5 protein-coding genes and 1 pseudogene are annotated in these 2,884 nt (G+C 70.2%); 5 read left to right on the top strand and 1 reads right to left on the bottom strand.

Features of this window, described 5'->3' with window-relative positions; translation table 11 throughout:
• The 4 genes from BJF79_RS56360 to BJF79_RS35970 all read left to right on the top strand — a co-directional run.
• On the top strand, nt 1-430 hold a 430-nt coding region (locus BJF79_RS56360; protein WP_262403069.1), incomplete at its 5' end, for a hypothetical protein.
• Between the two features lie 23 nt (nt 431-453).
• Complete coding sequence (locus BJF79_RS35980; protein ID WP_075904129.1) at nt 454-1,281, top strand: FHA domain-containing protein; 828 nt, start codon at nt 454-456, stop codon at nt 1,279-1,281.
• A gap of 75 nt (nt 1,282-1,356) precedes the next feature.
• Complete coding sequence (locus tag BJF79_RS35975; RefSeq protein ID WP_075904127.1) at nt 1,357-1,713, top strand: hypothetical protein; 357 nt, start codon at nt 1,357-1,359, stop codon at nt 1,711-1,713.
• Between the two features lie 4 nt (nt 1,714-1,717).
• Nucleotides 1,718-2,290: a hypothetical protein gene (locus tag BJF79_RS35970; RefSeq protein WP_075904125.1), complete on the top strand. Its 573-nt coding sequence runs from the start codon at nt 1,718-1,720 to the stop codon at nt 2,288-2,290.
• Nucleotides 2,291-2,358: 68 nt separating this feature from the next.
• On the opposite strand, the gene BJF79_RS35965 is transcribed toward BJF79_RS35970, so the two are convergent.
• A complete protein-coding gene (locus BJF79_RS35965) occupies nt 2,359-2,583 on the bottom strand; it encodes an SDR family oxidoreductase (RefSeq protein WP_075904123.1) in 225 nt (74 codons plus the stop codon).
• Nucleotides 2,584-2,617: 34 nt separating this feature from the next.
• Between BJF79_RS35965 and BJF79_RS35960 the strand changes: the two are divergent.
• Nucleotides 2,618-2,884: pseudogene (locus BJF79_RS35960) on the top strand (RNA-guided endonuclease TnpB family protein); the annotation flags it as partial.

Here is a 2,884-nt window from a genome sequence, read left to right as displayed (position 1 = left end):
CCGCCGCGCCCGTCGCTGCTCGTCGCGCACGCGCTGGCGGTCGCCGCGGTTCGCCGCCGTCTGGTTCCTGGGGCGCGACTCCGGCACGGAACCCGCGGCCGCCGCGCCCGCCGCGCCGTCCACGACCGTCCCGGCGACCGGCGCGTCCCCGTCACCGGTCGGCGAGATCGAGTTCTCCGTCAGGGGCGACGGGGAGGTCGAGTCGCTGACCTACACGGTGAACGGCGAGTCGACGACGGTGGAGAACGTCGAACTGCCGTGGCGGGCGTCGGTGCCCGTCCCCGTCACCGTCCCGCGAACCGTCTACGAGCTGGAAGTGAACAACGGCGGAAGCGGCACGCTCCACCTCCAAGCCGGCGTGGAGGGGTACCCCGGCGCGGCGGGAACGGTGGGCGGCGTCGGGACGGCCCGCGTCGGCGGCTCCCTCTGAAACCGAGACTTGGAGGACGAACGATGACGCTGACCTCGTCCACTCGAAAGGTCGACATTCTGCCCGCGGGCGGCGGCAGCCTCGCCTACGGGCTCCCGCCCGCGGCCCCCGGGACGCTGTTCGTCCAGGGCCCGAAGGGCGGCATGCGGGTCGCCCCGGACGCCGGATTCACGGTGATCTTCGGACGGTGCGAGCCGGAGGTCCACGTCTGCGTCGGCGCGAACGACCAGCACGTCAGCCGCAAACACGGCCTCATCCGCCACGACGGCACGCGCTGGATGCTCTACAACACCGGCAAGCGCGCGATCCGCTTCCCCGACCGCCTCGTGCTCGGCGGCCACGAAGCCGAACTCCCGACGTCCTACACACCCCTGTTCATCATCGGCCCGAACCAGGAGCACCTCCTCGAAACGCGCATCGCCACCCAGCCCTCCCGCGACCCGGACGACCAGCACGAACTCGGCACCGTCGACCCGGACGGCGTGGCACCGGAAGACACCCGCGCCCAGCTCGAAGGCCGCGCGCTGAAGGACGACGTCGAACGTCTCGTCCTCACCTGCCTGGCCCGCCGCTACCTCGCGCAGATCCCGAACCCGCAGCCGCTCACGTGGGCGCAGGTCACCGAGGAGCTGAACCGCGTCCGTCCGGACGAGGGGTGGAACGACAAGCGCGCCGCGCGCGTCGTCGAGAAGGTGCGCAAGCGGCTCAGCCCGATCTACCCGGGCCTCCGCGAGGAGGAGATCCCGTCGCCGATCGGCAACGCGCTCAACCACAACCTGATCACCGTGCTGCTCACCAACGCCACGCTCGTCCAGTCGGACCTCATCCTCCTGGAACCCAACACTGCCTGACCCAACCCGGGACCGGTCCCGCCCCCGAACTGCCACGCTCCCTCGCGTCAACGCAATCGAACACGTCGGGCAGCCATGAGAATCGTCAGAACGCTCCTCCTGATCACACTCCTCCCGCTCCTCCTCACCGCCTGCGGCGGGGCGTCCCTGCCCGAGGCCGCGGACGGCGACGACCTCACCGCGTGCACCGACGCGGACTGCACCGTCCGGATCACCACCGGGGACGAGATCCCCCTCGACGACCGGTTCGGCATGACCCCGATCAAGGTCACCGTCGAGGAAGACACCGTGACCTTCGAGTCGACGGACGGGGACAGCGGTTCCTTCTCCACCACCGGAACCGTCGACGTGCGGAACCAACTCCAGAACGTCTCGATCGAAGCCCTAGGGATCAAGGACGGCGAAGCCGTCGTCAAGGTCTCGCCCGCGTAGGCCCATGCGCAGATCAGACAAGATCGCGTTCGCCGTCCTCGGCATCGGCGTGTGCGCCGTCCTCGGCGGAATCACGCTGATCGGACGGTTCACCGCCCCGCCGGACACCCTCGCGGACCTGTGCCCCGCCGACGTCACCGGCACCCCCGGACCCCTCGACCTCGAAGCGGACCCGGCCCCCTACGAGGGCCCGGGCCCGCACCCCGTCCTCCTGGAGCCCAACCCGACGGGCGTGCCCGCCGCGTGGCGATCGGGCGACGAGTCGTCGATCCAACTCGTCGCCTGCACCTATTCGCGGTCGACCGACCAATACGTGCGAACCTGCGAGTACACGGGCGGCAACGAACGCCGGTTGATGCGAACGGAGTACACCGTCCGCGTGTTCGAGGCGAGGACGTCCGAGGCGGTCGGGCAGTTCCGCGTCGGCGACACCGGCGAGTGCCCGTACAGCATCCTGGAGCGGTACGCCCCCGGCTACGAGCCGTCCGTCCCCGGCACCGTCGGCTCGTCCGCCGACTACGAGGCCCTCACCGAAGCCCTACGCCCGTACGTAGAGCAACCGGCCGTCCCGCACTAACCTCGGGCCTTCACCGGACGGCGGGTCGAGAGCCCCCTCCGCACCAGCCTGTGCACCATCCGGCCTCCTTAGATCATGCCTCCGGCGGCGTTGATGGTCTGGCCGGTGATCCAGCGGGCGGCGTCGGAGGCCAGGAACGCGACGACGTCGGCGATGTCGGCCGGTTCGCCCAGGCGGCCCAGCGGTGTGCGGGCCTTGGCGTCGTCGACGACGTGCGGGGGCACGGTGGCCATGACGTCGGTACGGGTCAGGCCGGGCAGGACGCTGTTGACCGTGACGGACCTGGAGCCCACCTCCTATGCGGTGCGATGCTCTGGCTCCGCAGCCCTGCACCAGGTGGGTCGCTCCGCGACCCGACCGACCGAGGGAAAACGCACCTCCTACAAAGAGACCGACGCTGCGCTCACGGAGTGGAAGAAAACCGAGGATCTGGCGTTCCTGTCGGAGGTGTCGAGCGTGCCGCTCCAGCAGGCACTGCGACACCAGCACACCGCGTTCACCAACTTTTTTGCGGGACGCGCGAAGTATCCGAGGTTCAAGAGCCGCACCGGCCGCCAGTCCGCGCACTACACCCGCTCGGCGTTCCGCATGCGC

The organism is Actinomadura sp. CNU-125 (assembly GCF_001942465.1).
Classification (GTDB): Bacteria; Actinomycetota; Actinomycetes; order Streptosporangiales; family Streptosporangiaceae; genus Spirillospora.
This window is presented reverse-complemented; position numbering and strand designations above follow the sequence as displayed.

Bases quoted from the DNA above. Each gene is read 5' to 3' on its own strand.
- BJF79_RS35970 (WP_075904125.1), top strand. From the start codon at position 1,718: ATGCGCAGATCAGACAAGATCGCGTTCGCCGTCCTCGGCATCGGCGTG.
- BJF79_RS35975 (WP_075904127.1), top strand. From the start codon at position 1,357: ATGAGAATCGTCAGAACGCTCCTCCTGATCACACTCCTCCCGCTCCTC.
- BJF79_RS35980 (WP_075904129.1), top strand. From the start codon at position 454: ATGACGCTGACCTCGTCCACTCGAAAGGTCGACATTCTGCCCGCGGGC.